Source organism: Paenibacillus sp. NRS-1760 (assembly GCF_050467785.1).
Lineage (GTDB): Bacteria > Bacillota > Bacilli > Paenibacillales > Paenibacillaceae > Pristimantibacillus.
Genome location: NZ_JBITPK010000010.1, coordinates 203,911 through 230,406, shown reverse-complemented (window position 1 = coordinate 230,406; position 26,496 = coordinate 203,911). Strand labels below are relative to the sequence as shown.

Genomic DNA, 26,496 nt, shown 5'->3' with positions numbered 1-26,496 from the left:
CGTTAGCGGAGTGTCAAATATTCTGCAACCGGCCCAAGCACGATGACCGGCAAGAAGGTTAATGCACCAATTAAAAGAACAGTACCAATTAGTAATATAGTGAAAAGTCCATTATCTGTACGGAACGTCCCGATTGTTTCTGGAACAGGCTGCTTGCGAACAAGAGATCCTGCAACCGCAAGCATCGCAATCATCGAAATATAACGGCCGGTCAGCATGACTAGCCCAGTACTAATATTCCAGAACGGCGTATTGTCGCCTAATCCCTCAAAGCCGGAGCCATTATTCGCTGCCGATGACGTATATTCGTAAAGCACCTGGCTAATGCCGTGGAACCCTGGATTCGTTATCGCCCCGTGACCCAAATCCGTCATAAAAGCAATGGCGGTAGGCACTAATATAATGAAGGGATGAACTAGAATTGCTATCGCTATCAGTTTCATTTCTCGCGGCTCTACTTTTCGTCCCAGAAACTCTGGCGTTCGCCCGACCATCAGCCCGCATATAAACACAGCTAGTATGGCGTACATGAGCATATTGATAAGCCCTACTCCCTTGCCTCCAAAGACGACATTAAGCATCATTTCAGCAAGCGGGACCAAGCCGCCAAGCGGTGTAAGCGTGTCATGCATATTGTTGACGGTACCCGTTGTCGCAGCGGCTGTTACCGTTGTGAACAGTGCTGATTGCGCGATACCGAACCTTACTTCCTTGCCTTCCATGCTTCCTTGAGTAGCGTCGATTCCTAGTGCGCTCATTGCAGGATTGCCTGTTTTCTCCGATGTGTAAGCAAGGCTTAGAAACACTAGAAACAAACACATCATGGCGGAGAATACAACCCAGCCCTGCTTTTTGTTTTTAGCAAAAAGCCCAAATGCATAAGGCAGTGAAGCCGGCAACGCCCACATCGACAAGATTTGAATCACATTCGTTAATGGATTTGGGTTTTCAAATGGATGAGCCGAGTTCACTCCAAAAAAACCGCCGCCGTTTGTGCCCAAATGTTTGATGGATTCAAGCGAAGCTACAGGACCAATTGCAATTTGCTGCATGGCTCCCTCTAGCGTTTTAATTGTGAATGTCGGATCAAGCGTTTGCGGCACCTGAAGAGCGACAAGCACTAGCGTGATAATAAAGGAAATCGGAAGAAAAATTCTTGTGTGTGCTTTTACAAAATCCTCGAAAAAGTTGCCGATCGTCGTTCCTTTACTCGTAATCCCACGAACAAACGCGATGGCAACCGAGAAGCCCGTCGCCGCTGACGTGAACATCATCATCATGATGACCGCCATTTGGGAGAAATAAGATAAGGCACTCTCCCCGCTGTAATGCTGAAGATTCGTATTGGTAATAAAGCTGATGACTGTATTGAAAGTCAGTGTAGGCTCCATGGCTGCCATGCCATTTGGATTAAACGGCAGCGCATTTTGGAACCGCAATATCAAATAGCTGAAAGCAACTAAAATTAAATTGGTTGCAACAAAGCTGAGTGCGTATATCTTCCAGCTCATGCCCTCTCTTTTTTTGAGACCAATAAGCTTAAATATAAATCGCTCCGTCCCTCCGAATACTTTGTCTAACCGATTGTGTTCATTTGAGAACACATGATAGACGTAAGTACCAAGCGGCTTAACTAACAATACAAGAACGGCAATGACGATAAGCAATTGTAAAATATCCATCTTGTAAATCCCCCTCTATTAAAACTTCTCCGGATGAATTAACGCATAAATCAGATAAACGAAAACAAATACAGCCACTATCGCTATGACAGTCATTGGCCCTCGCCCCCTGTTTTCTCAATAACACTGGAGCACCAAGTTAAAAATCCGTAAAATAAACCGAAGCTAGCTAACAACGCCCCGAACATATAAAAATCCTGCATGTAAACCCCTCCTGCATTATTTGTTGCTTAATAGAAAACCGACTTCACCGGTATGAGAGAATACGATATGATCCGCTCCGAGCCCCTTGTAAATAGCCCTTGGATTCCATTGTTGTGTGATGACGTAAATGGACTTTGAGGTCCAAGCTCTGCAGCACTGAACAAAGCGGCAGCTAAGCGCCAAGCTGCTCTCGAATATAAATACCTCGCTAATGTTCATCGAAGGAACATTCCAGCTTTGACGATCATTCGTATTGATATACAAAACATTGCTGATGCCCTGCTTGCGAAGCTGTTTTTGTTCCTGTTTGCTATTGGTCAAAACGATAAATTTTAATTGATGAAACTGCAAAGTTCGTATAAATGATTGGCCGGCCTCGTTTAGACCAGCTACAATAATATGCTCTTCCTGCAACCGAATTCTCCTCCATATGGTAAAAAAGGCAACAAAAAAGAAGCCTTGGGATAAGAGGAACTTTTCCCGCGGCTTCTTTGCCCGCAGCAGAATAAGCCGCGGGAAGCACGATGGCTGTTGCCTCTCTCGAGTACACTTACGAGGTTAGCTGTCGGATTCGGGCCTTGAGAGTTGCCCTACGCTTGATCATTTTCAAGCGATTCACCCCATGAAGCGAAATCGTGATTACACACGAATCGTTCGTTGGTTCCCCCGTTCCTGCTGCTGCAGGACTCAGCGTTTTCTTACATTTTGTAGCAAATAAAGCTTTTTTGGGCACAAAAAACCACAGAGGTCTATGACACTCTGCGGTCGAAGTTAATCGATCACAAGCTTCATCATTCCTCTCTCGGTCCACGCTTACGAGGTTAGCTGTCGGATTCGGGCGGTGAGAGTCGCCCTACTTTGACCGGTATCCATGGCACCTGTCAAAGATTCACCCCTGCTCTGCGTTTGTTCGACTCTCACATCGAACAGGCGCATCGCGTCATTATTGGTTCCCCCGCTTCCGCTTTCACGGAAACTCAGCGATCAGTAAATCGAAACTTATTTATAAATCCTGTATCGAATATTACTCCTCGCTATAAATACTGTAAAGGCAGCCTGCTACCTAATTTAGCCAGTTTCAGCCTTGCAGAGCGATTCGCAACGCTTACATTCATTTCGATCTCTCGATATCTCACTATTTCTCAATTTTACTCTTGTTTTCAAAAATAGTGTTCATTCCCTTTCTAACGATTTTATGCGTGAATAATCAGATTTCTCTATAATCGAGAATGGAAGAGAATAAACGAGTATTTCGAAGAATAAATATCTTTTTGCTGCCATAACGAATGGATTTCTTTTAATATGGCATATGGCTGCCTTTTCACGATATACCACAGTTTTACAATATTGCATTTCGGGTTTACCATAGACGGCAAGCCAATATGGCTGAGTATTATCGGTGAATTATTCAAATCGAGGAGAGATCTCATTGATGTCTACACCAGTTGAAGTACCCTTACCAAGCTTGGATAATCATCCTGCTGCCTTGTTTGAAATTAAACGAATTCAAATGTTTGTGCTGCCGGCTTCCATGCTTGAATCGAATGGTTACCGTGTTTGCCTAAGACTCTCCACTGCTGGTGGTCATGGCTGGAGTGAGCTGTTTATTAAAAAATCCGAGAAGCCTCGCGACTGGATCAGATGGAGCAGTATGCTGCTAAGGTTCATCGGCACACTTCCTCTTGCGTCACCTTTTGTTTTTCAAACAGATCCAATGATGAAGGACGAGCGTATATATCATTTGTTTGCAGCCGCTGCATTGCATATAGAATCCAATCATTACTCTTTTCCAAACTGTGAATATGACCGTGAAGAGCATACTTTATTTAAACAAGCTATCTCCTATGTATCGTTATTTTAAGCACTTCTGATTTACAGATGCGCTAATGAAGGGTATAATTAAGAGTAAACTATTTACGCTGAATTTTTCGAATGAAAAAGCGGGGGAACCATCGCGATCGACCGAAATCGATTCGCAAGGGGTGAATCCAGGGATTTGTAACCCTGGTAGGGCTTTCTCTCTAGCCCGAATCCGACAGCTAACCTCGTAAGCGAATAAAGGAGAGATGTATATGTTGACAAATTGTGCACGAAATCTGCATCTTTTTACGGAACAGACCCCTTATTTATCTGTCACACGAATCGAGCTATTCGTCATTCCTGCTCTTGCCGTCGATTCTGCAGGCCATCGCGTATGTCTTCGTTTAACAAGCAATCAAGGCTTCGGCTGGAGTGAACTATTTGCCAGCGACACAGAAGAGCCCCTTGACTTAGAACGATGGAGCGACCTACTTCAGTCTTTTATCGGCAGCATTCCTCTACCACCTCTTAACCAGTATCATTATGACAAAACGGATCAGGATGGGCGCGTTCTCGACTTATTCGTCTCCGCCGTCAAGCATGTCCTAGCACAATCCGCCGATGCAGCCCCGTACAGCAACGACCATGAAGAGTCTGTTTTGCGTCAACGTTCCGTCTCCTACATCTCTTTGGATTAATTTCGTTCATAAGAAAAAAAAGACAGTCCAGAACAGATAACCTAGTTCTGGACTGTCTTATTGTATTTAGGATTTAAACCTTCGCTAATGCAGCACGCTGCTCTCTGACTTGGTAAGTAGCCAGCATCATGTTGCGCAGTGAAGCAACCGTTTCTTCCATTCCGCGTGTTTTCAAGCCGCAGTCCGGATTAATCCAGAAGAGCGTAGGATCGAGCACTTTAATGGCGCGCTCGATCATGCTGACCATTTCTTCCACGGACGGTACACGCGGGCTGTGAATATCGTAAACGCCTAAGCCGATGCCTTGGTCATAGGTGTTCTCCTCAAAGCTATGAATCAGCTCGCCATGGCTGCGCGAGGTTTCAATGGAGATGACATCCGCATCCAGCGCAAGAATGGAATCGATAATATCATGGAACTCACAATAACACATATGTGTATGAATTTGTGTTGTGTCACGCACAGCTGAAGTCGATAGACGGAACGCATGCACGCCCCATTTTAAATAGGCATCCCAATCACTGCGTTTAAGCGGCAAGCCTTCTCGCAAAGCTGGCTCATCAACCTGAATCATTTCGATGCCTGCAGTCTCAAGCACCTTTACTTCCTCTGAAAGTGCAAGCGCAATTTGGTATGCAACCTGCTCCCGTGTGATATCGTTGCGGACAAATGACCAGTTCAAAATCGTAATCGGACCCGTCAACATCCCTTTTACCGGACGACTTGTCAGCGACTGCGCATACACGCTTTCGGTTACTGTCATTGGCTCAGTAAATACAACATCGCCATAAATGACCGGCGGCTTTACGCAGCGGGAACCATACGATTGAACCCAGCCGCCTTTTGTAAATGCGAACCCATCCAGCTTTTCTCCGAAAAATTCGACCATGTCCGTACGCTCAAATTCACCGTGAACGAGGACGTCAATGTTAAGCTCTTCTTGGATTTCAATCCAGTTTTTAATTTTATCGTTGATAAATGAAGCGTAGTCCTGTGAGCTGAGCTCATTTTTTCTCCATTTTTGCCTTGCTTGACGTACATCCAGCGTTTGCGGGAAGCTGCCGATTGTCGTTGTTGGAAGGAAAGGCAAATTCCACTTTTGCTGCTGCAGCTTTTGTCTCTCCGCAAATGGCTTCTGCCTCGTTGAAGGATGCGCCGCTACCGCTGCTGCATCAGCAGCTTGGCGATTGCGGGCAGGAGAAATGGATAAATGATGAATCCGCTCGCCGTTAAGCTTAAGCTCAAGCTTGCGCAGTTCTGAGATGTCCGCCTCATTTACTGTCGCTGTTTCACTTAGCCACACAATTTCATCCAGCTTTTCTTCCGCGAATGCAAGCGCCTCACGCAGCTCTACTGGCAGATTGGTTTCGTTTTTTGCTGTTACCGGCACATGCAGCAGGCTGCATGACGATTGAACGATCGTGCGCTCAGCTGGAATGTATGCCGAAATCCTTTGCAGCAATTCGAGCTTTTGCTTATAGTCTGAGCGCCAAATGTTGCGTCCGTCTACAAGTCCGATACCAGCGAGCTTATCCTTCGGATAACCAAATTGCTCAAGCGACTTCAAGTTTTGCTCCAAACCATGAACGAAATCCAAACCGATCGCTTGTACCGGGAGAGCAACTACAGCTTCATAATGCTCAACTGCCTCAAAATACGTTTGAAGCATTATGTTAAGCGCTGGCGCTGCTTGGTTCAGCCTTGCATAAATCGATTCAACCCATTGCATCTCTTCCTCAGAAATAGAGGTAACAAGGATGGGCTCATCGATTTGCACCCATTGTACGCCTTCTTGCTCAAGCTCCTTAAGCAGCTGAGCATAAAGCGGTATAAACTGCTCAATGAGCTGCGGAAGCTGCTTGGCATCGTAGCCCTTCGATAGCTTGAGGAAGGTGTATAGACCGATAATGACAGGTTTACCTTCAATACCAAGCTTTTCTTTGGCTTCGCGGTACGCAATCAGCGGACGGTTTTCCGTCAGTACCGGAGCAGCATCCGCAAGTTCTGGCACGATATAGTGATAGTTGGTATTAAACCATTTGGTCATCTCGCAGGCTTGTGCTTCCTGTGTCCCTCTCGCCATTGCGTAGTAGGTCTGTACGGGAACAGGACCTCCATCATAGGAAAAACGATCTGGCACAAGGCCAAACATCGCTGCAGTATCCAGCATTTGATCATATAACGTAAAATCATTAACAGGGATTAAAGAAATTCCTTTATCCTTTTGCAGCTTCAAGTTGTTAAGACGAATACTTTCAAGGGTTTGAAGAAATACCGTTTCGTCCAAATCACCTTTCCAAAAAGCTTCAAGTGCTTTTTTCCATTCCCGATTTTCGCCGATACGCGGATATCCAAGTACACTGTTTTGCAGCTTGCTCACGTTCATATTTCCTCCTAATAAATGTAATTATTATGAAATAAAAGCACAAAAAAGAGCGTCGTTACCTTAAAGAAGCAAAGGTAAAGACGCCCGGCGTTTTAATAAACAGCGGTTCTGTCTTAACACCTCCCTATCTCCCGTAGGTAAAATCAGTGTCGTTCAAATAGGCAGGTCTCCTGGCTCCAGAATCATCATCGTAAGCTTGCCTTCCCAACCGGTTAAGATCAGTGGCGTTAGCGCTTAGACTCCTCTGTTACAGTGGCGGGACCGCGTCGGTTTTGCACCGGACTTCCCTTTTAAGCTCAAGCTATACAGCAAGAGCACCTATTTCCACTTATTTCAGTTGTTGATCGCATTTTTTAGGATCACGAATAACTATACACGCAAAATAATAACCATACAATGGAAATCATTATAGTATCAAAAAAAGACTCTCCTCTAAGCAGCCTGCGCTGCAAAAGGAAAGCCTTATTGGTTTTTATATAATTACCTAACCAGCCAACCGCCATCAACAGCCAAGATATGGCCGTTCATATAATCAGAAGCTGAAGAGGCTAGGAATACCGCTGGTCCAATCAAATCCTGCGATGTACCCCAGCGTCCCGCTGGTATGCGCTGCAAAATTTGAGCGCTGCGAACAGGATCCTCGCGAAGCGCTTCGGTGTTGTCTGTACTCATGTAGCCTGGGGCTATCGCATTTACCTGCAAGCCTTTAGCTGCCCATTCGCTAGCAAGCGCTTTGGTAAGACCGGCAACGGCATGTTTGCTGGACGTATAACCCGGAACATTAATTCCGCCTTGGAAGGTTAACATCGACGCAATGTTAATAATTTTCCCTGAGCCCTGTTCAATCATATGTTTCCCAGCCAGCTGGGAAAGGAGAAATACAGAATTCAAGTTAACGTCGAGTACATCCTGCCAGTCCTCGTAGCTATGCTCTGCAGCTGGTGTGCGGCGAATGATACCCGCATTGTTGACCAAAATATCGATGCGTCCCAGTTCTTCAACTGTACGATCAACAATTCCAGCAAGCTTCGTTCGGTCAGCAATATCGGTCTGAATTGTAATCGCTTTGCGTCCAAGCTCTCTTATCGCTGCTGCCGTTTTGTCAGCAGGCGTTTGGTTCGTGACAAGCGCGATATCCGCACCCGCTCGTGCTAATCCAAGCGCAATCGCTTCTCCAAGCCCGCGCCCTGCACCTGTGACGACAGCTGTTTTACCCGTCAAATCAAACAAACTCATCGGCTCAGCTCCTACCTTTAGTACGCTTCCCATTTTCCGAAAGCGCTGCTTTCATCATTTTTATATTTTGTGACTCATACCTCGCCGCAACGTCCGCATCTATACCTTCGTCTGTGATGATATAGTCAATTTCATGCAAACCGGCAAACGTTATTAGTGCACCCTTATCGAATTTGTTATGATCGGCAAGGCAGTAGACGACCTTGGCATTTTCCATATACAGCTTCTTCAGCTTCGTCAATTCTTCTGTGAATATGGTAAGCCCATATTCCATATGAATGCCGGTTGTGGAAAGAAATAGCTTGTGTACATTCAGTCGTTTAATCCATTCCTGCGATTCTGCGCCGATAAGCAAATTGTTATGCCGGTAGCCCCCGGGAATAACAAGCCTTACTTGGTCCTTCGCAGTCAGCTCCCGAATGATAAGCAGATCGTTCGTAAGCACCGTAACCGGGATGTTGGGCAGACGTTTTGCCATTTCGAGCGTAGTACTGCCAGCATCAAGCGCAATAATATCATTAGGCTCGATGCAGGAAAGAGCAAGCTCTGCAATCGCCGCCTTCTCCCGCTGATGCTTGCTGTTTGGGAATTGCAGCGGATAAAGGCTGTCTTCGCCTCTATGCTGGGGCACAGCTCCGCCATGAGTCCGTTTCAGCAATCCCTTCTCTTCCAGCTTCTCTAAATCTTCACGAACCGTTTTCTCCGTGACTTGAAACAGCTCGCTTAGCTCGGAAACTTTAACCGCGCCAAGCTGCTCCAATTTATCTATAATCTTACGATGCCGTTCGGCAGCAAGCATAGTGCACCCCCTGTAGCGAATGTTTCTATTTTAGCTCGCTTGCAGGTACGGCGTCCATATCTGTAAATGTGTAGTTCTCTCCAGCCATCGACCAGCAGAATGTATAATTGCTTGTGCCCACTCCTGAGTGGATCGACCATGGCGGTGAAAGAATCGCTTGGTCATTGGCAACAACAAGATGTCTCGTCTGCGAAGGCTCGCCCATCATATGGAATACGCGAGCATCATCATTCATGTCGAAGTACAAGTATGCTTCCATGCGGCGGTCATGGACATGAGAAGGCATCGTATTCCAGACGCTTCCCGTTTTCAAGCTCGTTACACCAAGCATAAGCTGGCAGCTTTGGATGCCGTCTGCGTGGATATATTTATAAAGAATACGTTCATTGGAAGTCTCCTGCGAACCAAGATGAGTCGGATTCGCTTCCTCCATCGTCATCTTGCGTGTTGCAATTTCAGCATGCGCAAGCGCGGAACAGAAATAAAGCTTCGCAGGGTTTGCTTTATCTACACTTGACAGCAGCACCTGACGTTTGCCCTTGCCAACATAAAGCACGTCGAGCTTATTCAGCTCGTATACTTCCCCATCAACGGAAATCGAAGCAGGTCCGCCAATATTCAAGAAGCCAACCTCGCGGCGCTCCAAGAAATATTCGGTTTTTAGCGTTGCAGCATCCTCCAGCTCAAGCGTCTCGTTCACAGGCAATGCTCCGCCTACAACCATTCTGTCATAATGCGTATATGTCATTTTTAATTGATCTTGCTCAAACAAGCTTTCGATCAAAAACTCGCTGCGCAGACGTTCCGTATCATATTGCTTCACATCAGTAGGATTCGTAGTATGGCGTACTTCCATTGGATAAAAGCCTCCTAAAAGTTATTTGCGTTAGACTCGCCTCGCAAGCTACGCTAATGTTTGTTATTGTTCGTTTTTATAATAACACACATTTACGAACATAAAAAGAACATTTTAAACATTTTGGATTAGCATGAACATTTTATTATCGAGAAGATTGTACAACAAAAAAAAACGACCTCCGCGCACATCATTTGCGAAGAAGCCGTTTGTTGTTTTAGAGGAAATCTAATGAAGCTTCCACCTTCGATAAACATAAAGAGATACCGCCATAAACATGCCGTATACTAAGACGGTAACGAATACGTTTCTTGGATCCGTCATAAGCGTATCACCGATCGTGGCGAACAGCAGCATCGCTGGAATTTTGCCAATCGATGAGGCGATCGCATAAACGGTAAAGGAAACACGGCTTAGCGCCGAGTACATATTAACTGCAATGGATGGAATGAACGGAATGAGCCGAGCAAACATAATCGTTAGAAAAGCATTCTGCTCAAACATCACCGTTAGTTTGCCGATGCTTGGATAACGGTAGAGAAACTTCTTCCCCCACTCTTGGTAGCCATAGCGGATAAACAGAAACATCACAATGGATGCTGCCGCTGAGCCAATCCATGTCACTGCCGCGCCTAACACTGGGCCAAGAGCAGCACCAATGAGCCCGCCGATTACGGGATACGGGATGACAGGAAATAGTGCGACGAGCGTTGCCATAATGACGACGAGCGGCACATTATCCGCTTGCTGAAACCACGTCAAAATCACATCGCCATAATGATAAATAAGATAAGCAATACTGGCATACAAAGCAGCTAAACCTGTTTTTTTGAGCATTGTTGTACCCCTGAATAGTAGATATCTCCAGCTTATCATTATTGATGATAAATACGAGCAATGCATTGTGTCAAATTTAAGATCGCCAGTGATCAGTCGTTCAGTTCTTGTTTAAATGCAGCAGCGCATATTCCTTCGGAAGCAGTACAATCTTTTGTGCTTTCCATGCAATGGTGTAAGCACCCGAATCCCATTCCATAAAACTCTCGACCTCTATCCCTGCGCGCTGAAATTATGCTCTTTCGTTAAATCCACAATGAACGATTAGGATCAAAGCATCCACCGAAACCAACGGCCATGACCATCTGTTTCCGCTAACGTTTCCGTTTGCTCCTTGCCCTCCAAATAATAATCAAGATGAAGATTTGGGTCCCACATATTATTGTTTCGCTACTCTCCTAATGTTGTCTGTTAATTCAACTTTGTCTTCATGAGTCATTTGATTAGCTACATGGGTGTGAAACACACCAATAACACAATCCGCCGTTATTTTAGCAACCATTTCTGCAAGTCGTTTCACGCCATTCCCCTGAAACAACTCCATCTGCTGCCCTTTTAATAAAGAAGCTGCTTTGCCAAAATTCACAATCCGCTCATTATGCTCAGGCCATATCAACGATTTTAACCAAAGATAATCGTCTGCCTCTTCCAGATTATTAACATGCAAATCTATTCCTATCCTTGTAATCACTGGCGGACTTTGTTTTAGGAGATGCAAGGCAACGTCTCCACGAACTTCCGAGTGCAGTACCAGTTCAGCATCTATACTTCCATAGGTTTCACTATCGTTATATTGATAACTATACTTATCCCAAAAAAGCTGCAGCCCCGCACTTGTTCCGATTTCAATGATTGCTAATGGTTTTTTCGTTTTTTGATACATGTAACAAAATGCAGGATACAAGAATGCACAGCGTCTAACCTCATTCGTTTGTACAAGCTTGTTTTGGAGAAGATGAACAATCTCGTTTTTATGCTGATGGCAAAAGTGTTTAAAAAAAGGGAATGCCTCCGCCGCCTCTCTCGGATCGTTAACTATGCTGCCGTAAAACTTTTGCAGTTCGTGGCTGCTCTCTTTGCGCAGCAAGTACTGCACCGCAGCAAAAAAAAGATTGGGAACTGGCTGGCCTTCTCTGCAATGAGAAGCCATCTGAAGCATTTCATCATCATCTGCAATGGCTAATGATAGCTGTTCATATAAACGGCTTGAGCCATTGCATTCCCTCGTCGCGAACACCATAAATTGCTCAGTCAAAATAGGCTTGTTCAACAATGCCATCCCTCCAATTTCCCACTTAACGGCATTGTATCATGGCTATCGATAAATCATATTTCAATGATTTTATAAACTATATAGATTTCTTTTATCAAGTGTATGAAGGATGATAAAGGATAAAAAGAGCTATTTACCCAAAAAACCACCTTCAGATTTTATGACTTGCCCGGTTATCCACTGCGATTCGTCACTCGCCAAGAAGCAGATTGCTTTAGCCGCATCCTCCGGCAAACCGATGCGTCCCATAGGGAACATTGGCAAAAAGCCTGCTTTCATCTGCTCATCCATCCAGCCAGAATCGGTCGGACCTGGATCAAACCCATTCACTGTAATTTGAAGCGGAGCCAACCCTACAGATAACGGCTCGATTAGCCCGATCAATGCGCCTTTAGTTGCTATATAAGCCAAATTATTAGGATCGGGCCCTTTTGAAACCATAAAAATAATTCTGCCCGATGTCCCTTTAATTTGGTTTTTCTCAAATCGGCTCGCAAACGCTGTGCTTAACAATATCGGCCCGCGGTTATTCACGGCATAATGTTGGTCCAATATATTTATATCCAAGCTTTTGTAATTGGAAGGTACGCAATAGGTGGCGTTGTTAATTAATATCGTCGCGTGGCCTAACGACCTTTCTACTTGTTCCATAATAAGGGATGGTGTTTCCACATTAGTAAAATCCGCTTCCATATGACTTGCCCTCACGCCTAAGTCTTCTAGTTCTTTACGCAGCTGCTCAGGCCAGTCCTTCTCTCCCCCATTGCCTTCCGTTTCATCAAAGGCATGCCAATGCGTAAAGAAAATGTCCGCTCCTAAGCGTGCAAGCGAACGGCAAATCGCTGTTCCAATTCCCGTGGATCTGCTCGCTCCTGTAACGATCGCTATTTTATTTTTTAATGAGATCATTGCATTACCTCCATATTCCTTTGTCCTAAACTTATAAGCTATCTATTAGATTTAATACATGCTGTTTAATCTGCTTTTTCTCATCGTCAGATAGAGCACTGGATCGAAAATTTTGTAAATTGTCATCAGGTATGATAATGGTTGATGGCTCCTGAAGCTCTTTTTTTCGATTATCTCCATCTTCAGACATCGTGATATGAGACTTGCTGAATTTCGTATGTACGATTTCTGATTTAACGTATTTTCCATCCAGATCATAATAATCCACGACCATTTTGGTTTCAGAGCTTAAATAATTTTTATTTTCTGCAAAAGCAGTAATAGAGTTCACCTTCTTAAAGCCTGTTTGTTCATAAAAGCCATCTTTATTTTCCTCTGAAATTTCTATGCTAAATGCCTCGATATGCTCGACTTTAACTGTATTGCTGCAAGCGCTTAACAATACAACAAATGCAGATATTACGCTTAACTTCATTGCAGCAGCTAACCAATCTGATATTCTCATGACTTTCATAGCTTCACTCCTCATCGCAATTTCCAATAAAATCCCATTACTTTATGATTGCAAAGCTTTCCTCATTTGTAAAGGTTTTATCTATAGACAAAAACAGCCCTCTACCATCGCGGCAAAGGACTGAATATTGTGCTTGTCCTAACAAAAAACGAGGTGGACAAATCTCCACCTCGCATCCAAACTCATTAAAATATTTTCCGACCAGCCGCATCAGCAATGCCCGATTTGCGGTAGAAATACGTATTGATCACGTCGCGCCAGTGCTTCGCATGATCAGCTTGAAAGGCCAATCGCTCAGCAACATGTGCAAACCTTGCTTCATCGATTTTACCGGCCAAACCAGCCCAATCCCGCTTCATCTGCTCTGCTTCCTCCGCACCCGCAAAATGGGTATCGTAGATATGCTGAATGACCGTCTTGCCAGAATGGAGTACATGGGTATAAGGCACATGATGGAAAAATAACAGCAGCTCATCTGGACAAGTGTCCAAACTATCATACTGCGAACGGTTTGGTTCATTATACTGTGCGGTATATCCTGTTCCGCTCGCCTGCGTCCGGTCAACGCCGATACCGTCACGATCTGCAAAATGGTAGGTTCCCCATCTTGAATACTCGTAGCCATCGATATCCGGACCAAAATGATGGTTAGGTGTGATCATCCAGCCTACGCCAAGCGGCGCCGTATAGCTTTCATATAACAGCCACGACTTCATCAGCATGTCACCGATTGCTAAAGCTATCACAGGATCATTGCCAAACGTTGCGGCTATCCACTCGTGCGAAATCTCCTCGGCTGTTAAAGCCGGGTTCCAGACCAGCCGGCCATATCCGTAAAGATTGGCTTGTGCGAGAATATGCCCTGTCCAGCTCTCTTCATTCCCAATATTGCTTACTGCTGCAATTCCGCTATATTTCATGCCGTACAATGTACCATCCACCACTCGCTTAACTTCAGTCGATGCACCTTCCGCATAGGTATCGAAATCCATTACCTGCTTCCACTGCGGGACGAGATAACAAAGATGCTTCTGTTGACCGGTATATTCTTGAGTGATCTGGAACTCCATCATCTGGTTCGTTTTCTTCATCGCGCCAAACAACGGGGATACGGGCTCGCGAACCTGAAAGTCCATCGGTCCATTCTTAATTTGCAGAATGACATTACTCCGAAAACGACCATCGAGCGGTTTGAAATGGTCAAATGCAGCACGCGCTCGATCGATCTTCCGATCACGCCAATCCTGCATGCAGTCATAAACGAAGCAGCGCCAAATGACGATGCCATCGTGAGCTTCCAGCGCTTCAGCGAGCATATTCGCTCCATCTGCATGGTCACGTCCATAAGCAAATGGCCCCGGCCGATGCTCAGAATCTGCCTTCACGACGAAACCACCGAAGTCAGGAATGAACGCGTAAATCCGTTCAGCTGTTTCCTTCCACCACTGCTGCACACCAGCATCCAGCGGATCCGCAGTGGCCAGACCTCCGATTTGCAGAGGAGCAGCAAAGTTAACACTCAGAAACAGCGTAATTCCGTACCTGCGGAAAATGTCTGCAATAACCGCAACAGCAGGAAGCTTTTCCTCTGTGATGAACATCGTTTCAATCGCATGGACATTCACATTATTGATAGAAATCGCATTGAGGCCAACGGATGCGAGCATTCTCGCATAATCGTTTATTCGATTAAAATCACTCGTTATTTCTCCGTTTTGATAAAATATAGACTGTCCCGCATACCCTCGCTCTACCGAACCGTCAGCATTATCCCACTGATTAATCATTCGAAGCGACATGGCTGGAGATTGCTCGGCATTCAGTTCTTTCACTGGCTTACCGGCGCCTAATAGACGCAGCAAATGAAACACACCATATAATACGGCTGTATCTGATCCGCCGACAAGAGATAAATTGCCATGGCCTTGCTGAGAGCTATACCGAAGCATATATCCCGCTTTGGACGGCTCCCATCTATCCGAATCCATTAATACGGAGTCCACCATAATATGAAGGAAACCAGCCGTCGCAGGCTCAGCCCGCTCCTTTACTGCCGGAATTATGCCGATTAAGGCATGAATGCCATGCTGCAGCTCTTTGATTGCCGTTTCCAAAACGCCAGTCGCCACGCCACTAAAGACGATCTGACCAAAAAGAGCCAAATACTCCTTTTTCAAATGCAAATCCTCTATCCGCTGAGGATTCAGCCAAGCCTTATACGTGTGACTGTCCATTTATTAACGTGCCTCCTTGTAAGCTGGCTCAGAGAGATGAGTGCTGCTTCATGATGCGCCAGAACGAACCTTTTGGCTCATGGTTCTCATCAAATAGCATTGGCCAATTTTTCCGTCCACGTACAGGAAAATCACTGAGCCACGTATAATCATCCGCCGCTCCCCAGAACGTAACCGCATCAATATGATTGCGATATTCCGTCAGCAAATGAAAAACAGCCTCATATCGTTTCTCCTGCAGCTCCTGCATTTCTTCAGTAGGCTTTGCTAAGTCGGTTCGTACATCATCATGGCGGAACATCGATATATCAAGCTCTGTTAATTGCAGTCTTAGGCCAAGTGAAGCGTACTTCTCGATAGCAGCCCGTATTTCATCTAAATGAGGATGATATAAGCTCCAATGCGCTTGAAGGCCAACGCCATGAATCGGGACATCCTGCTCTAGCAGCGATTTAACCAATTGATAGATTTTATCGCGTTTCATAGGGTTCGACTCATTATAATCATTATAGAAAAGCTGAGCTTTAGGATCTGCTTCATGTGTGAATTCAAACGCTTTGGCAATATAGTCCACTCCGGCGATATCCAGCCATTTGGTTGGACGCAGCATAGCTGCGCCTTCGTCAGAAATGACTTCATTTACGACGTCCCAAGCATAAATATCATCTTTATAACGGCCAACAACGGTATGAATATGCGATTTCAATCGATCCAAAAGCTTCTCGCGGCTAACTGGGCTGCCATCCGCTTCTTCAAACAGCCAATCGGATGTCTGATTATGCCAGACCAGTGTATGCCCTCTCATTCTTTTCCCATGCTCTCTTGCAAATGCGACGATTTTGTCTGCTTCTTCGAACGTATAGGTATCTTCGGAAGGGTGCAAGCTAACAAACTTCATTTCATTCTCAGCAGTCAAGCTGTTAAAATGGGTGGCAATGAGATCGCGAGCCTGAACAATGGTACGCGGATTAACCGCTGCGCCTATATCAAATGAATCTTTAAATGCTTCGTATAACTTAGGAACAGAACTCGCTGTATTGCTGCTCATCTTATTTCCCCCTGTCTATTAACCTTTCACGCCGCCTACGGTCATACCTTTTACAAAGTATTTCTGTAGAAACGGATATACCATAATGATCGGCAAGGAAGCCACAATCGTCATCGTTGCCCGAACCGCAAGCGGTGTCACCGAATTCCCTCCAGAATTGGCCGCGCCCGAGAATGCATCGGCAGCCGTCTTCGCCGTCAAGGATGCATTGGAGTTCTGAAGAATTTTTTGCAGCTCATACTGCAGCGTACTGAGATCGATATTCGAGGAATTGTACAAGAACACGTCAAACCATTGATTCCACTGATACACGGCTGAGAATAAAGCAACCGTTGCAAGTACAGGTACGCAAAGCGGCAGAACGATGCTGTAGAACATTTTGAAGTCGCCTGCGCCATCTATTCTTGCTGATTCCAAAATACTCTCTGGCAGCCCTTCAATAAAGGAACGAATAATGATTAAGTTAAATACGCCGATTAAGCCTGGGAAAATATAGACCCAAAAATTGTTGATCAAGCCTAAATCACGGATTAACAAGAAGTTGGGAATAAGTCCGCCATTAAAATACATTGTCAAGATGAACGCAATCGTTACGAATTTTCTAAGAACGTATTCTTGCCTAGTAATCGTGTAAGCGACCATCGCTGAGCAAAAAACGGTAGCAATCGTTCCAATTACCGTTCGAAGGATTGAAATCAGCGTTGCATGGAATATCGTTGCTTCTTTTAGCACATAGGCATAATTGTCCAGTGTCCATATCCTTGGCAGCAAATATATGCCGCCCTTAATCGAATCCGTCGCATTGTTAAGTGATACGGCGGCCGTATTCAAGAAAGGATATAAGGTCACAACCATCAGTAAAGTAAGAAATATATAATTACAAATATCAAATATGAGATCGCCGCGTGATGAGCGGATGCGGCTTGGTTTGTTTGACACAGCTTCCGATGCCGAATGACTCATGTTGTACCCCTCCCTCTAAAACAGTCTGGACTCGCCCATACGTTTTGCAAGATTGTTCGCTGCGAACAATAAAATAAAGCTGATAATGGTTTTAAACATGCCCGCTGCAATCGATAGCGAGTAATTGCCTTGCGCAATCCCGTATTTAAGAACAAATATGTCAAGGTTTTCGGAAAAATCGACGTTCATGCCGTTCCCCAGCAAATACTGCGGCTCGAAGCCCGATTCCAGCAAATACCCGATATTCATAATGAGCAATACGATAATAACCGGTTTAATACCCGGAAGCGTTACATACCACATCCGTTTAATTCGGCCTGCTCCATCCATCTCTGCTGCTTCATATTGCGCAGGGTCAATCATCGTCATTGCCGCAAGGTAGACGATTGTATTCCAGCCTACATCTTTCCATACAGAGCTTGCTCCAAAAATGGTCCAGAATTGTTCAGGTATACCGAGAAACAATATTTCCTCGCCTTTTTCCACCCATCCGATCCAAAGCAGCATTTGATTAATAATGCCATCTGGAGATAACGTTGTTTGAATAATGCTTGCCGCAACTACCCATGAAATAAAATGGGGCAAATAGCTGACCGTTTGAACAATACGTTTAAAAGCTACCTTCCTGACCTCATTTAACAACAAAGCGAGTGTAATTGCCGTAACGAAGCCGAGAACCAGATTGATTCCGCTCATCGCTACTGTATTTCTTAAGACCCGAAGAAACCTTTCGTCCTCGAATAAAAATTTAAAATGATCAAACCCAACCCATTTCTGCTCACTAAAGCTTTTCGCTGGTTTATAGGCTTGAAAGGCGATCGTCCACCCCCATAGAGGCATATATTTAAAAATAAACAACCACGCTAGAAACGGCACAGACATAAGAACAAGCACGCGCTGCTCAATGAGCTTTTTCGCAAAATTCTTCAGTCCCGACGGCTTCTTAGGCAGCACCAGGTTTGACGATGACATATCGGGCTTATGTTCCATCTTGAATCTCTCCTTCCGGACTGAATGATGCTGGATAGCAAGCAAAAGCGTCTTCGGCGACCTCTGGACGCCGAAGCAGCTTTGACGGAGAAATATAAGGCATTTATAAGCTAATAAACTTATAAATTCTTATATTTGAAGAAAGGCCGGCATATTGCATGCGCAAGCCGGCCTTTCACCGATCCTTCTATTTTATTGCTTGGATGCTTCAATCAATTTCTTGACTTCATCTGTTGTCCATTTCTCGTAGGCAGCTGTATCCAGCTTGCCGAATGCATCTGTATATTCTGTCCATACCTTCTCAAAGTCAGCTGGTTTCGCAAGGACAAGCTTAGGGAAGTATTTTTTCGTAAGCTCATCTTTTTTCGTTTCCCAAATTTGCTGCGTGGAGCCTTGCTCCTTCGGAATGCCCCAAGCAGGGTACCATGGACGATCGTCCGGTGCTGCAAACAGTTCGGAATACGTTTTCACGCCATATTTTTCAAGAATAGTCTTGTCTTCATTAGTTAGGCTCATTTGGAATACTTCTGCTTGCATTCCTGGTGATACGGAGTTGCCATCCGGCAGAGATGAGCCATTGTTGTAAAGCGGCCAGTTCCAAGAATAATATTTAAATCCAAATTTTTCGTTGAAAGCTTCATCGATTTTGGCGATTTGTTCCGCTGTACGGTACATTCTGCCATTTTCATTTACTTCGTACGTTTCCCCTTTAATTCCCCATTTCTGAAGAATTTGGTTCTCATCTGTTAGAAGATTATCCAAGTATTGAACAATACGCGCAGGATCCTTCGCACTCACGGTAATACCCATGCCGCGGTTTTTAACAAAGCCTGGAGGATCCAGGTATTGATCCTTTTGGCCGTCAAAAGTAACTGGCAGCGGGAAGTATACGAAATCATCCTGTGTTGGATCTTGTTTAGCGGCGTCTTTGAGCGCATTTTGAGCATTAGCAAACTGCCAGCCGTAATCGAAGAAGCCAACCACTTTATGCGAAGTCAATTTAGCTAAATATTGATCAAAATTATCTACGAAGGAAGCTTTATCGAACAAGCCTTCAGCATTGATCTCATTTAGCTTTTGAAGCCAGCGCTTCGTATTTTCATCCGCAGCGTATGTTTTTGCTTCGAAGGTGTTCATATCCACGATGACGTTGCCGTCATTCGGGTAACCTGCCAAATGGTTTGGAGGGTTGGAAGTTGCGAAAAATCTCCAGTCATGTGTCAGTGAAACATAACCAGTCAAATCCTCATCCTTGTGCTTCTCTACGAAATTTTTAATGAGATCCATGTAACCATCAAGCGTTGTTACTTTCGGATAACCCGCTTCTTTTAATACTCTGCGTTGTACCCAGAATGCACCTTGGTTAATGTTCGGATCCGGAATATACTCGCCAACTGTATTAGAGAATGGCAGAAAGTAAATTTTGCCGTCCGCGGCTCTCATTTGATTGAAATACTTGCCGTATACCCGTTTAATATTAGGGCCGTATTGCTCAATAAGATCGTCCAGTGCAATAAACGCACCTGCATCTAAAATCTTGTCGATTGCAGCATCCGGAATCATAACATCTGGATAAGCGTTGGATGCGATCATCGTGCCAACCTTTGTGTTCAAATCGCCAACCAAATGCTCGATTTTAAAGTTAACGCCCGTTTGATCCTCCAAAATTTTACCAATCGTCGTCTCGTTGCTGTTAATGTCCTTAGCTGCTGCAACACCATTGAAATAAGAAAAAGTAACTTTTTCAACCGGCTTATCTGTTTCTTTCCCTTCACTTGCAGTATTTGCAGGAGTGTTTGTGCTGTTTGTTGGCTTTGTTTCTCCGCCATTGCCGCTGTTCGAGCATGCAGCAGTAAAGATCATAAAGGCAGTCATACAAGTCAATAATATTTTCTTTTTCACTTTCCCCAGCCCCTTTCGAGTGCAACTTTTTTGTAAGCACTTTCATTATAAGTAATCTAAAATACTTTGTTTACCCAATAAACTATAGTTCAAACTTTAAAAAACATATACGATATTCGTTTTACGAGCACCTCATATTTCAACAGGAACAGCAACCCGAATAAATGTACCTTGTCCAGGCTCACTCTCAATTAATAGTTGAAAACGGTCTCCATAAATTAGCTTCAAGCGATAAATGACGTTCTGAACGCCAATTCTTTCACCCAGCTCTTCGTCGCTATCCAAATAGCCATAAAACTGTTTTACTTTTTGTTCATTCATGCCAATCCCATTATCTCGGATCGAGAAAATTAACGTGTCCTCCTCGCGCTCAACTTGCACCTGGATGCTGCCTCCATGCCTTAGCGGCTCAATGCCATGGATGCTTGCATTTTCTACAAACGGCAAAAACATCATTTTTGGTACCTTACACTCTTTAGCAGAAGGATCGATATGAATATGGTAATTCATCCGATCTTCAAAGCGGTATTTCTGAATTTCGAGGAAACACAAAATAAATTCAATTTCTTCACTAACCATAACGCGGTCCTTGCCCCAAGTGAGCGAGGTTCTAAATATTTTTGCCATATTGTGTATGATCTTGGCCGTCTCCATCTCATCCTTGATAAGGCTTCGCATTCGAATCGTTTCCAGCGCATTAAACAGAAAATGAGGATTGATCTGGCTTTGCAACGCATTCAACTGCGCTTTCCTCCGCTCAAGCTCCAATGTTTTTGTCTGAATATCCGCAATATAAACATCATCAATCAAGCTTTTCACTTGTATCGTCATTCGATTGAATTCACTCGTTAATTGTCCAATTTCATCCAAGGATTCCCCTTGCTTTATCGTATCAAAGTTTTGGTTTTTCACTTTTTTCATATGTCTCAAAATACGAATAAGCCGTTCATGCAAAGAACGTGATATCCATAATATAATCAGTGTCGGTATAACAATATTTAAACAAGCCAGCACGAAAACAAATTCTCTGGACTGTCTAACATCCTTAAGCACCTCTTCCTCCGAAATCGTCCCTACAATGCGCCAATTTTCCAAATAACTCACATAGGAATTCGTTGAAGGAAATTGGATCGAATCCTTTGGAAAAACCAATTCATCAAACGATACCGGTTTTCCGCTCCAGTCCACCTCAGGGTCTGTCGTATACTCCACATGACCTTTATCATCAATTAAATAAATGTTGCCCTGCAGGTTCTGATTTCGAAATATTTGGTCAATCGTGCTCGTTTTCAAATCGATTTTCAAATACTTTTGCCATTTATTTTTGGATTCAAAATAATTCATCTCACGGATAATGCTGAATGTGTTCCGCCTATCCGCGCCATCGCTTTTCAGATACAAATCCTCCTGCTGCGTTCGAATGAAAATAGGGTAAGAATTGTCTCTTTCTTTGAGCAATTGGTACCAGTCAGACTGTTTAATTTCGTTTGATAAATAACCAACGCCGCCTGAATGCAGCATTGTTGGATTTTCTACGAAAATTTTTATGCTTTGAATGGAGGCATAAACAGGAGTATAGCTATTCAAAATTCTCCGGAAATACGTATCATAAGCTTCTACATAAGCAGCAGGCTCTTGGTAGTCCGTTTCTAAAATTTCGTTTAAGTTGTAATCGGTATAAAACACAGCGGAAATGGTAACGGCATCCTCGACTTCGGCGCGGAATTCGTTGTTGATCTGTTCTACTGCTCGTGTAATATCCTTCATCCGCTGATTTCTCACATTATCCGTCGTCACATTATAAAAAATAACATTGGTTAACACGATTGGAAGAAACACCGAAAAGATATAAAGGATGAGCAGCTTATTCCGCAGACGAACATTGTTGAGACTTAGGCTCAGCTTCACGGATATTCTCCTTTTCTTGTGCTAACGGATGGTTTAAGAAACTACGCCTACAAAAGCTTATTTCGGTATTCTGTAGGAGTCATATGCTCGATCTTCTCGAATTGCGTTACAAAATAATCTGCATTGCTGAAGCCAATTTTCTCTGCAATCTCATATATACGCATGGTGCGCGATTGTCTCAGCAGCTTTTTTGCCTCATTCACTCGAAGCTGGAGTAAAAATTCATTAAAATATACGCGGTATGTCTTTTTAAATAATTGGCCTAGATAGACCGGATTGACATAAAATAGCGCAGCAATGCTCTTCAAGCTGATGTTTTGCGAATAATTAGCTTCAATATAGCTTTTAATTTTTTGAATATCACTCTTCAGCTGTTCCTTCCTAAGCTCTGCAATACTTTGCTGACTCTCTTCGATAAATGCATGAAACAGTTTTTTTAGTTCACCGAGCGATAAATTAGAATCATGCCAGTTTAGGAGCGGTCCCAGTGTATGCAAGGAGTTTTCATCCCCCTCCATATTGCGGATCGTTTTCAAAATCCCCATCAAGCATAGCTGGATGTTCATCTTAACCGCTTCTGGAGCATATCGTTTCTCGCGAAAATCTATAAACCATTTATCAACAATTGTTTTCACTGCCTCCAGCTGCAGCTCTTCCATTTGCTCCATAAATAAATTAAATTCAGCAGGATCAAACCCGATATAATTGAGCCTCTCCAGCTTTTTTTGATCGAAGCTAACGATGCGATTGTCCTCGTATATATATTTGTGTAAGCTGGCTTCCTTGGCGGTCTTGTACGATTCTCGGATCTCCGACAAATGTTGAACAGCAGAACCTGCGTAAAGAAATACACCTTTTCCCAAATGTGCATCCAGCGCATCTCGAAAGGCCGTTAACAATCGCTCGAGATCTCCACCGCATCTTGCCAGTAAATAACTAGGCAGCAAAATCCCGATACGATTGCGATGCTCATTTAAGCAAATAGGCTGATCTGCAGAGGTTATACGCGTAAGCTCTTGTTGAACAAGCTCCTTGAAGCGCGTGTAGGGAACTTTCTCCTCATACGGATGCCAGTTGTAGTTATCGTTCAGCTCAGCAAGCAAATAATATAAACGATCAGCTTTACTCAGGTTCAAACGCTGCTCCCATTCTGCAATGGACGCCTCGCTCGCTTCACCGAGAATGAGTGATTTAATCATTTCACCGCCAAGCAGCCTTTCATTTCTAGCCAGTTCCTCTTGCTGCAGTATTAATTTATCTTTTAATTTAGTTAACGTAGCGGCGAATTCAATCTCATCGACCGGTTTAACAACGAAATCATGAACGCCATAACGCATCGCTTGCTGGGCATAATTGAAGTCATTGTAACCGCTAATGATAATAAAATAAGGTACTGCTATATTTTCCAGCATGACGCATCGAATCAGCTCAAGTCCATCAATGACCGGCATACGAATGTCCGTTATGACAAGCTCTGGCTGCACACGCTTGATCAGCTCAAGCGCATCCTCTCCATTGTCAGCTTCCCCTACGATCTGAAAGCCGCAGGTTTCCCAATCGATCAGCTTCATTAAGCCTTTGCGGGTAAATGGTTCATCATCAACTAGAATAGCACGATGTAATTGCATCATATTCCTCCTCTTATTGGGGGTTAGACCACTTTAAAAACGGGATCTACAGGCAAGTAATGAACAGGAATAGTAGAATATTTATGGCGAAGCCGATCAGCCAGCAGTTTCATACCCGGCTGCTCGCTTTCGGAATGACCTAGAACAACTAGTGCTTGGTGCCTGCCCAGGTGGACGGCATCCCTTACATACTCTGGCGTCTCCCACTCCGGGCCTTCACCGTATATGATCAAGTCCAGCTTATAGTTTGCAAATAAAGGAATCGCGTTGTCCCCTCCACCTCTGTAGCCGGCCAACAATCCAATCCGGCTGCAACTCATGGATAAATCCCCTACTGTACGCACATAACGGATTCCCAGTTTTTTTTTGATATGCTCGATCACTTGCTCGAGCTTCATCGGTTGAACGGCAACGATTGATGCGGCGGGCAAATGCTCCGTCACACGATCATTCCAATCCAAGGCGTGAATAAGCCCCTCCATAATGCCGTCTGGCTCGTACCGATGCCAATAATCGTGGAAGCGATAAATCGCCAAACCCGATTCTTCAATAAATCGGCTTTTAGCCTTATAAATAGGATCATTCACGTAAGTAGATTCCTTGGCATCATGGTGGCTAAAAAAGGTTCCTTCATGCGTAATGATGAGGTTCGCCCCCATTGCGACAGACCATTCGAGCACCTGCTGCGAGGCCATAAACGCAACGACAATGCCCTTGACTTCCGTTTGTGGATTTCCGAACTTTAACGTATCCACGCTGCCTGTAATTGGAGTAACAGGGGCCAATAAATCATCCACAACATTTTGTATTTTTATCATTTTATAGGTGCACCCCTTCAGATTTATTATGACATGTAATTGAATAAAAAGATGAAATAAAGCGTATTCATATTTAATTAAATTGTAATTTCAAAAAATAAACTACACAATGTAAAAAGTATAGTGTCAACCCTATAAACTATATATTTTGCAACAAAAATTCTCCACCATCTGCAAGAAACACAGCCTCGAGAAAATCACGCGCAGGTTCGATTTTCAGGCGGCTGACACCATACTTAAAGGTAACGTTGGGAGCTTCATATCCCTTACCTATACTACAAACTAAAAGTATATTATCTTCTTTTGGTTCGACAATGTGATACTCCATCCACGGAAAGTTCGCTGTGAGCGTCTCACGTAGCTCGTTGAAAATCTTTTTAGCACCTGGATTTTCAACGAGTGTTTCCTTAGAAATGATCCATACCTTCTTTGATGGGTCTGGATCTTTTATAGCATGCTCAATCATGAGCTACAGTCCGATCCTAGAGTCCATGCCCCGCTGTTTAATAAGCCAATTAACGAATGCTAATCATAGATTTTTTTATCCTTGCGCGCGTGATGGATAGTAACTCATCATTTACCTCCAGCACCTCCGGTCGGTGCAGACATGAGAACTAGATGCGGAGAAGTAAAAGAAAAAACGCATCAACGGAAACGGGCGCGACATGAATGGATCATGTCCCGCCCGTTTGATTGCATGTCATTCTAGTTTCCGTTGTTAGCCACCATATCGCCAGCTATTGATTACTTTAATTACTAATTAATTCTTCTAGTTTCTCCTTACTTGGTTTCATTCTCATTCTATAAAGCGCGTATTTAAGATTATGATTTGCTAAATCAATATCCTCTTGAAGTGCGCTCGGGTTTTCGGATACTTCTTTAGCATTTGCAAGAGCATCTAAAAGTTCTGCTTTTCCTGTTTCCAGATAATGATCAAGATTCAGGTTTTGGGAAAATTCAATATGGGCATCAAGCCAAGCTTTATTCACTTCGGGAGAACTTTTCAAAGAAAATTTAGCGTATACGGTAATGCTTGCGGTAATAGCTGTTTCGCTTGTAAATTCATGTTTAAACGTATGGTCATCCAGAAACCAGCCTTCAAATATAAAGCCGCCCAATAATGTTGATGTTGGAAGCTCAGGGATTGTGGCGCCATGTAAAATTCCCGTAATCGGGCTAACCGCGGCTACTGCACTGCCTCCGTTTGAGTTAAAGCTAACCGTATAATTGACCGGCTTAGCTTCTTTCGTATTGTAAACCTCGAATTCGCAAATGCTTGGAAAATCCCCTTCAGCTTGTACAACAAACAATCGCACTTTTTGGGCTTGTACCGATTCAAACGTAAATACATTAGACCCTTTGGCAAAGCGATCTCCCGTCTTTATTGTTTTCCAATCTAAACCGTCATGGTACTCAAGTCTCCAGTTTCTAATCGTTTTAAGATAATCAAATTCATAAATATCGATTTTGTCAAAAGTGACGACGGATCCAAAATCCACTTCTAGCCACTGGTCATTAAATGCTTTTGCAGCCCATCGACTGTTATCCCAATCTATACGATCTCCATCAAAAGCCTTGCTAACCGGATAAAGAGGATCTTCCGAGCTTGCTTGGTATGTTACGCCTGATTGTCTTGCAAGGTTTTCATTCGATGTTGTTTGTATTTCCATCCCGGCTTGTTTATCTTCGGCATATACAGAAAAAAAACTCGGAAAAATCGCTGTCATCAAAATAACCACGGATAGCAACGTGCTAATCATTTTTATTTTCACTGCATTCACTCCCCGTAAATTTGTTCCGAACGTTGGCGG

At 43.9% G+C, this 26,496-nt stretch carries 22 protein-coding genes, 1 pseudogene and 4 riboswitches; of the genes and pseudogenes, 2 read left to right on the top strand and 21 right to left on the bottom strand.

Translation table 11 applies throughout. The annotated features are described in order from the left end of the window. Window positions 1–2: 2 nt before the first annotated feature. The 3 genes from kdpA to ACIFSR_RS12070 form a co-directional block, all read right to left on the bottom strand. A complete protein-coding gene (gene kdpA, locus ACIFSR_RS12080) occupies window positions 3–1,682 on the bottom strand; it encodes a potassium-transporting ATPase subunit KdpA (protein WP_339207644.1) in 1,680 nt (559 codons plus the stop codon). 18 nt (window positions 1,683–1,700) lie between these two features. After that, entirely contained in the window at window positions 1,701–1,778 is a 78-nt protein-coding gene (kdpF, locus tag ACIFSR_RS12075; protein ID WP_430057831.1) for a K(+)-transporting ATPase subunit F, read from the bottom strand. 123 nt (window positions 1,779–1,901) lie between these two features. Further along, a complete protein-coding gene (locus ACIFSR_RS12070) occupies window positions 1,902–2,300 on the bottom strand; it encodes an NAD-binding protein (protein ID WP_430057572.1) in 399 nt (132 codons plus the stop codon). Window positions 2,301–2,418: 118 nt separating this feature from the next. Then, window positions 2,419–2,589: riboswitch (cyclic di-AMP (ydaO/yuaA leader) on the bottom strand. 91 nt (window positions 2,590–2,680) lie between these two features. Next, a riboswitch (cyclic di-AMP (ydaO/yuaA leader) is annotated at window positions 2,681–2,879 on the bottom strand. Window positions 2,880–3,318: 439 nt separating this feature from the next. Here ACIFSR_RS12070 and ACIFSR_RS12065 point away from each other — a divergent pair. Further along, window positions 3,319–3,747, top strand: a complete 429-nt coding sequence (locus ACIFSR_RS12065) for a hypothetical protein (RefSeq protein WP_339207641.1) — start codon at window positions 3,319–3,321, stop codon at window positions 3,745–3,747. 46 nt (window positions 3,748–3,793) lie between these two features. After that, window positions 3,794–3,955, top strand: a riboswitch (cyclic di-AMP (ydaO/yuaA leader). A gap of 3 nt (window positions 3,956–3,958) precedes the next feature. After that, a complete protein-coding gene (locus ACIFSR_RS12060) occupies window positions 3,959–4,384 on the top strand; it encodes a hypothetical protein (protein ID WP_339207640.1) in 426 nt (141 codons plus the stop codon). 73 nt (window positions 4,385–4,457) lie between these two features. Here the strand turns inward: ACIFSR_RS12060 and metE are convergent, their stop codons facing one another. The 18 genes and pseudogenes from metE to ACIFSR_RS11970 all read right to left on the bottom strand — a co-directional run bounded on the left by metE (window position 4,458) and on the right by ACIFSR_RS11970 (window position 26,457). Further along, window positions 4,458–6,764: a 5-methyltetrahydropteroyltriglutamate--homocysteine S-methyltransferase gene (gene metE / locus ACIFSR_RS12055; RefSeq protein WP_430057571.1), complete on the bottom strand. Its 2,307-nt coding sequence runs from the start codon at window positions 6,762–6,764 to the stop codon at window positions 4,458–4,460. Between the two features lie 149 nt (window positions 6,765–6,913). Continuing rightward, window positions 6,914–7,107, bottom strand: a riboswitch (cobalamin riboswitch). Window positions 7,108–7,250: 143 nt separating this feature from the next. Then, the gene (gene kduD / locus ACIFSR_RS12050; RefSeq protein ID WP_339207638.1) at window positions 7,251–8,006 is read right to left on the bottom strand and encodes a 2-dehydro-3-deoxy-D-gluconate 5-dehydrogenase KduD; all 756 of its coding nucleotides are present in this window, start codon (window positions 8,004–8,006) and stop codon (window positions 7,251–7,253) included. A 4-nt stretch (window positions 8,007–8,010) separates the two neighbouring features. Then, on the bottom strand, window positions 8,011–8,805 hold the full coding sequence (locus ACIFSR_RS12045) for a DeoR/GlpR family DNA-binding transcription regulator (protein ID WP_430057569.1): 795 nt from the start codon (window positions 8,803–8,805) through the stop codon (window positions 8,011–8,013). Window positions 8,806–8,830: 25 nt separating this feature from the next. Then, window positions 8,831–9,661 carry a 5-dehydro-4-deoxy-D-glucuronate isomerase gene (kduI, locus tag ACIFSR_RS12040; protein ID WP_076267940.1) on the bottom strand — a complete coding sequence of 277 codons (831 nt, stop codon included), beginning with the start codon at window positions 9,659–9,661 and terminating at the stop codon, window positions 8,831–8,833. A 228-nt stretch (window positions 9,662–9,889) separates the two neighbouring features. Next, window positions 9,890–10,498, bottom strand: coding sequence for a TVP38/TMEM64 family protein (locus tag ACIFSR_RS12035; protein ID WP_339207636.1), 609 nt, complete (start codon window positions 10,496–10,498; stop codon window positions 9,890–9,892). A 270-nt stretch (window positions 10,499–10,768) separates the two neighbouring features. Beyond that, window positions 10,769–11,771, bottom strand: a pseudogene (locus ACIFSR_RS12030) (DUF2332 domain-containing protein). Window positions 11,772–11,900: 129 nt separating this feature from the next. Beyond that, window positions 11,901–12,680 carry an SDR family oxidoreductase gene (locus ACIFSR_RS12025; protein ID WP_430057567.1) on the bottom strand — a complete coding sequence of 260 codons (780 nt, stop codon included), beginning with the start codon at window positions 12,678–12,680 and terminating at the stop codon, window positions 11,901–11,903. Between the two features lie 31 nt (window positions 12,681–12,711). Beyond that, window positions 12,712–13,194 carry a hypothetical protein gene (locus ACIFSR_RS12020; protein WP_430057565.1) on the bottom strand — a complete coding sequence of 161 codons (483 nt, stop codon included), beginning with the start codon at window positions 13,192–13,194 and terminating at the stop codon, window positions 12,712–12,714. 185 nt (window positions 13,195–13,379) lie between these two features. Further along, window positions 13,380–15,428, bottom strand: a complete 2,049-nt coding sequence (locus ACIFSR_RS12015) for an alpha-glucuronidase family glycosyl hydrolase (protein WP_430057564.1) — start codon at window positions 15,426–15,428, stop codon at window positions 13,380–13,382. Window positions 15,429–15,456: 28 nt separating this feature from the next. After that, window positions 15,457–16,476 (bottom strand): endo-1,4-beta-xylanase, encoded by a 1,020-nt coding sequence (locus tag ACIFSR_RS12010; protein ID WP_430057562.1) that lies wholly within the window; start codon window positions 16,474–16,476, stop codon window positions 15,457–15,459. 18 nt (window positions 16,477–16,494) lie between these two features. Further along, window positions 16,495–17,439: a carbohydrate ABC transporter permease gene (locus tag ACIFSR_RS12005; protein WP_339207630.1), complete on the bottom strand. Its 945-nt coding sequence runs from the start codon at window positions 17,437–17,439 to the stop codon at window positions 16,495–16,497. A gap of 15 nt (window positions 17,440–17,454) precedes the next feature. After that, on the bottom strand, window positions 17,455–18,429 hold the full coding sequence (locus tag ACIFSR_RS12000; RefSeq protein ID WP_339207628.1) for an ABC transporter permease: 975 nt from the start codon (window positions 18,427–18,429) through the stop codon (window positions 17,455–17,457). Window positions 18,430–18,621: 192 nt separating this feature from the next. Beyond that, window positions 18,622–20,331, bottom strand: a complete 1,710-nt coding sequence (locus tag ACIFSR_RS11995; protein ID WP_339207627.1) for an ABC transporter substrate-binding protein — start codon at window positions 20,329–20,331, stop codon at window positions 18,622–18,624. Window positions 20,332–20,463: 132 nt separating this feature from the next. After that, window positions 20,464–22,239 (bottom strand): sensor histidine kinase, encoded by a 1,776-nt coding sequence (locus tag ACIFSR_RS11990; protein ID WP_339207626.1) that lies wholly within the window; start codon window positions 22,237–22,239, stop codon window positions 20,464–20,466. A gap of 47 nt (window positions 22,240–22,286) precedes the next feature. After that, window positions 22,287–23,870: a response regulator gene (locus ACIFSR_RS11985; RefSeq protein ID WP_339207625.1), complete on the bottom strand. Its 1,584-nt coding sequence runs from the start codon at window positions 23,868–23,870 to the stop codon at window positions 22,287–22,289. 20 nt (window positions 23,871–23,890) lie between these two features. Beyond that, window positions 23,891–24,685 (bottom strand): Nif3-like dinuclear metal center hexameric protein, encoded by a 795-nt coding sequence (locus ACIFSR_RS11980; RefSeq protein WP_339207624.1) that lies wholly within the window; start codon window positions 24,683–24,685, stop codon window positions 23,891–23,893. Between the two features lie 139 nt (window positions 24,686–24,824). Then, a complete protein-coding gene (locus ACIFSR_RS11975) occupies window positions 24,825–25,151 on the bottom strand; it encodes a hypothetical protein (protein WP_430057558.1) in 327 nt (108 codons plus the stop codon). 283 nt (window positions 25,152–25,434) lie between these two features. Next, window positions 25,435–26,457, bottom strand: a complete 1,023-nt coding sequence (locus ACIFSR_RS11970; protein ID WP_430057557.1) for a discoidin domain-containing protein — start codon at window positions 26,455–26,457, stop codon at window positions 25,435–25,437. Between the last annotated feature and the right edge of the window lie 39 nt (window positions 26,458–26,496).